The following is a 4,955-nucleotide window of genomic DNA, read 5'->3' on the forward strand; positions in this document are numbered from 1 at the left end:
ACGTGCCGGCGTCCAGGCACAGCGCGTCCGCCGGCACGTCCTGCAGCGGCGGCGCGACCCAGCCGGTGCCTTCCACGAACGTGACCTGTGCCTGCGGGAAGCGGGCGCGCAGGCCGGCCAGCACGGTGATCGGCTTCGACGGGGTGCCGCTGTAGTTGCCGACCAGCGCGTCGACGCTGTCGGCGTTCGGGCCGATCACGGCGATGCGGCGCGGCGCCGTTTTGAGCGGCAGCAGGCCGTCGTTCTTCAGCAGCACGAGGGACTGGCGCGCCGCTTCCAGGTTCAGGCGGCGGCCGGCCGGGGTGTCGTAATCCTTCGCCGTGATGCCGGCCCAAGGGCGCGGCGCATCGAGCAGGCCGAGGCGGATGCGCGCTTCCAGCAGGCGCAGCACGGCACGGTCGACGTCGGCCTCGGCCAGGAGGCCTTGCTGCACGGCGCGCACGGTCGTGGCGGGCGTCGCCGTGGGGCTGTTGCCGAATTCGCACATCACGTCGGTACCGGTCTTGATCGCGACCGCGACGGCCCGCTCCGGCGTGTCGACGTAGCGGTGCGCGCCTTCCGAGTGGATGTCGGCGATGGCGCCGCAGTCGGACACGACATGGCCCTGGAACTTCCACGCATCGCGCAGGAGATCCTTGAGCAGGGGAGCGCTGGCGCAGGCGGGCAAGCCGTTCACCGCGTTGTACGCGCACATGAGGGACAGCACGTGCCCCTCGGTGACGGCGGCGTGGAACGCGGGCAGGTACGTTTCCGTCAGGTCGCGCGGGGAAGGATGCACGTCTTCGCGGTGGCGGTCGGCCTCCGGCCCGCTGTGCACGGCGAAGTGCTTGACCGTCGCCGATACCTTGGGCGCGCCCGGGTCGGCACCCTGCAGGCCGCGGATGTAGGCCACGCCCAGGTGCGACGTCAGGTACGGGTCTTCGCCATAGGTTTCCTGGCCGCGGCCCCAGCGCGGATCGCGGAAGATGTTCACGTTCGGCGACCACACCGTGAGGCCGCGGTACATGTCGGCGCCGCCGTCGGGATGCACGGTTTCCAGGTACTTCGCGCGGAACTCGGTGCCGACGGTGTCCGCGACGCGTTCGGCGAGCGCGGCGTTCCACGTGGCGGCCAGGCCGATCGCCTGCGGGAACACGGTGGCGTTGCCGGCGCGAGCGACGCCGTGCAGGCCTTCGTTCCACCAGTTGTAGGCCGGGATGCCGAGCCGCGCGATGGCGGGTGAAGTGGATTGCAGCTGGCCGGCCTTTTCGTCCAGCGTCATGCGGGCCAGCAGGGCTTGCGCCCGCGCGGCGGGATCGGCCTGCGCGGCCAGGGCGGGCAGGGACAGCGTCAGGGCGACCGCCGCAGCAAGGGCGGTCCGGGAGAGATGTCGAGGTGTCATGGGCGTTCGTGATGGGTTGGCGCGCGGATGCTAACACTGGTGCGGCCGTGCGCCGGCGTCGTCCGGGGCGGCTGGTGAAAATTCTGCCGCCGCTGCGGAATTTCATGTCGCGCCGCGTGCACGCTCCGGGATTTCGTGGCTGGACTGAGGGTTTTCGAAATTGCCGCCGTATGGACAGTCTCACAGAATGTATCGAATCCGGGCGGGTGTGCCCGCTGCCGGTACGACATCACATCATTCTGGAGACACAAACATGCACAAGATGCGACTCATCGCCTTGGCCGGCGTCGTGGCGGGCCTCGCTGCCGGCTGCGGCGGCAGCAACGCCGACCACGGCAACGGTCAGACCGTCCTGGCGGGTACCATCGGATCGGCCAGCCCCACCATCAAGCCCGCCCGCTTCGCGAGCGTGAAATTCGGCGGCGGCGGCTACGTGCCGGGCCTGATCTTCCACCCGACCAGCCCGGACGTGCTGTATGCGCGCACCGACGTCGGCGGCGCCTACCGCTGGGATGCGGCCACCTCGTCCTGGATCGCGATCACGGACATGTTCGGCCCCGACGAGGGCTTTTACCACGGCAGCGAAACGATGGCGCTCGACCCGAACGACGACCAGCGCGTCTACATGAGCGCCGGCATGTACAACTGGGCCAGCAGCACCGCGCGCCTGTACATTTCCACCGACCGCGGCAGCCACTGGACGCACGTCGACCTGCCGTTCCCCGCGGGCGGCAACAACCAGGGCCGTGCGATCGGCGAACGGCTGATGGTCGACCCGAACGACTCGAGGATCCTGTTCTACGCCACGCGCACGGCCGGCCTGTGGAAGAGCACGGACCGCGGCCAGACCTGGAACCAGGTGACGTCGCTCTCGCCGCTGACGATGACCCAGGCGCAGATCGACACGACCTACTGGAGCAGCCCGGTCGGCATCGAACAGGTGATCTTCGACACCGATACCAAAGGTACAGGCACCGCCACGCAGACGATCTACACGGCGGTGGCGCCCGATTACGCGGGCATGGCCGGCCTGACCGCGGGCCTGTACAAGACGACCAACGGCGGCGCGTCGTGGACCAGCATTCCGGTCCCGGCCGACGTGCAGGGCTACATCATCCCGCACATGGCGCGCGCGAAGGACGGCATGATGTACGTGGCGTTCACGAAGGGCGAGGGCCCCGGCGCCGGCGGCCCGTGCCGGCTGTACAAGTTCGACGGCACCAACTGGACCCTGCTGAAAGGCTACGACGACACCCAGTGGTCCAGCTTCGGCATGGGCGGCCTGTCCGTGTCCGGCACCGGCGCCAACACCCGCATCGCGCTGGGCGTGACCAACACGTGGGGGAACTGGGTCGGCATGCCGGCCGTGCAGATGTCCGACGACGGCGGCGCGACCTGGCGCGAAATCGCCAACCTGATGCCGCGCAACCCGACCGATGGCGGTTACTCCGGCTGGGTGGACGACGTCGAGATCGACCCGAACAATCCCGACCGCGTCCTGCACGTGACCGGCGGCGGCGTGTGGGAGACCCGCAACGCGTCGGCCGCGCAGCCGACGTGGAACTTCATCGTCAGCGGCGTCGAGGAAGTCGCGACGAAGGCCCTGATGGCCCCGGCGCCGGGCGCCGGCTACTCGCTGATGCGCGCCGGCCTCGACATCGGCGTCACCGTGCAGACGGAACTCCTCAAGTCGCCCACGCGCACCTCGGGCAACTGGTTCGGCAGCGCATTCGGCATCGACGCCGCATGGTCCAACCCCAACTACATCGCCGCCATCGGCGCCGGGTCGTACGACTACCCGGACATCGTCGGCGCCTACTCCACCAACGGCGGGGTAAGCTGGAACAAGTTCGTGACCAACCACCCGGACGCGAAGGCGCACCAGTCCGAAACGGGCAGCATCGCGGTCACGAAGGCCGGCAACGCGGTCTGGGCACCGGCCGAGTCGGTACCGGCGTGGACGGCCGACAACGGCAACACGTGGACCTACACGAACCTGCCGGCGCTGCCCGGCATGAGCGTGTCGCGCGGCTATAAAGTCGTGGCCGACCGCAAGAACCCGAACAAGGTCTATGCGTACGACTCGGGCGGTGCATGGTGGGCGCAATGGGGCGGCGCGGCGCACTTCTACACGTCGACGGACGGCGGCCGCACGTTCACCGAGAGCGCGACGTTCAAGAATATTGCCGCGTTGAACCAGTTCGGACAGACCTCGATCGCCGTCAACCCGAACGCGGAAGGCGACATCTGGCTGGCGGACGGGTTCAGTATCCTGCACTCGACCGATGCGGGCGCCAACTGGACCAAGCTGAACGTGACCCAGTCGGTTCCGAACCCCAATAACTACTACGAGCCGAAGATCTATGGCGCCACGTCGATCGCCCTCGGCAAGGCCCCGGCCGGCGCCAAATACTCGTCCTCGATCTATATCGTGGGCGTGATCAACGGCCAATGGGGCTTGTATCGCTCGGATGACGGCGCCGCCAACTGGACCCGCATCAACGACGACCAGCACCAGTACGCCGGCATCAGCAACCTGGCGGCCGACCAGACCGTGCCTGGACGCGTGTACTTCGCCGGCGCCGCCCGCGGCGTCCTGTACACCTACTGATGCAACGCCGGTCCCGCGTGTCGGACACGGGACCGGCTTCTAATCGAATACCTGGAGACATCTACATGAAACTGAAAGCAATCCTGGCCGCGCTGACGCTGGGCGTCGCGGCCGCCAACGCCGGCGCGACCGTCCTGACGTTCGACAGCCTGACCGAGATGATGTACGGCGACGGCTTCCCGCTCGCCGCCAACATGCACTATGACGGCACGAACCTCGTGTACGAGGAGTCGGGCTACCGCCTGACCCTGAACGCGCCGGGGGCGGACGCCGGCGCGGCCCACGTCGGCGACGGCACGTTCGACCCGCAGACGTACAACTGGCACGACGGTTTCGAGAACGGCGCCGACACCTTCGTCACGCTGACGCGCATCGGCGGCGGCCTGTTCGACCTGCGCGGCTTCGACTACTACACGACCGGCAGCGCGCTGTCGACCGACGGCAACCTGCAGGCCTTCCTGGAGGGCGGCGGCACCTGGAGCACGGCGCTGAACGGCATCACGGAGCTGCGTTTCACGTCGGGTGCGGTCAATGCGCTCGCCAACGTCGACGTGGAAGCCGCGTCTGCGGCCGTGCCGCTGCCGGGCACCATGTCGCTGCTGCTGGGCGGCGTGGCGGCCTTCGGCCTGGCGCGCCGCCGGACCTGATCCGGGGAGCGGGATGCAAAGCGGAGGCTGTGTGCCTCCGCTTTTTTTTTATGGCGTAACCGGTTCGATCGTCACGTCGCCCGTGATACCGGACGGCTGGCCCGGCTGTGCCTGGACCAGCACGGTGAGCGTGCGCCAGCCCGCACCTTTCGGCACCGCCAGGGTCAGCGGGCCCGGTTCGTACGCCGTCTTCTCGCCCAGCCTGACGCCGTCCAGCCACACCTCGGCCTTGCCGGCGATCTCGCGCATGACGAGCCGCGCATGGCCGTCGTTGCGGTCGCTGCGCAGGCCGACCGTCCGGACCCGAACCGCGTAC

4 protein-coding genes are annotated in these 4,955 nt (G+C 68.7%); 2 read left to right on the forward strand and 2 right to left on the reverse strand.

Going from position 1 to position 4,955, the window contains the following annotated elements; all coding sequences use genetic code 11:
• A partial coding sequence (locus ACEN88_RS24240; protein WP_413343777.1) for a glycoside hydrolase family 3 protein occupies positions 1-1,381 on the reverse strand: 1,381 nt, incomplete at its 3' end.
• Between the two features lie 253 nt (positions 1,382-1,634).
• Between ACEN88_RS24240 and ACEN88_RS24245 the strand changes: the two genes are divergently transcribed.
• A complete protein-coding gene (locus tag ACEN88_RS24245) occupies positions 1,635-3,992 on the forward strand; it encodes a dockerin (RefSeq protein ID WP_413343779.1) in 2,358 nt (785 codons plus the stop codon).
• Between the two features lie 65 nt (positions 3,993-4,057).
• Positions 4,058-4,639, forward strand: coding sequence for a hypothetical protein (locus ACEN88_RS24250; RefSeq protein WP_413343781.1), 582 nt, complete (start codon positions 4,058-4,060; stop codon positions 4,637-4,639).
• A 48-nt stretch (positions 4,640-4,687) separates the two neighbouring features.
• Here the strand turns inward: ACEN88_RS24250 and ACEN88_RS24255 are convergent.
• The coding region (locus tag ACEN88_RS24255; RefSeq protein WP_413343783.1) for a hypothetical protein at positions 4,688-4,955 on the reverse strand (268 nt) is incomplete at its 5' end.

The sequence above is a fragment of the Massilia sp. CT11-108 genome, assembly GCF_047302915.1.
Taxonomy (GTDB): Bacteria; Pseudomonadota; Gammaproteobacteria; order Burkholderiales; family Burkholderiaceae_D; genus Telluria; species Telluria orientalis.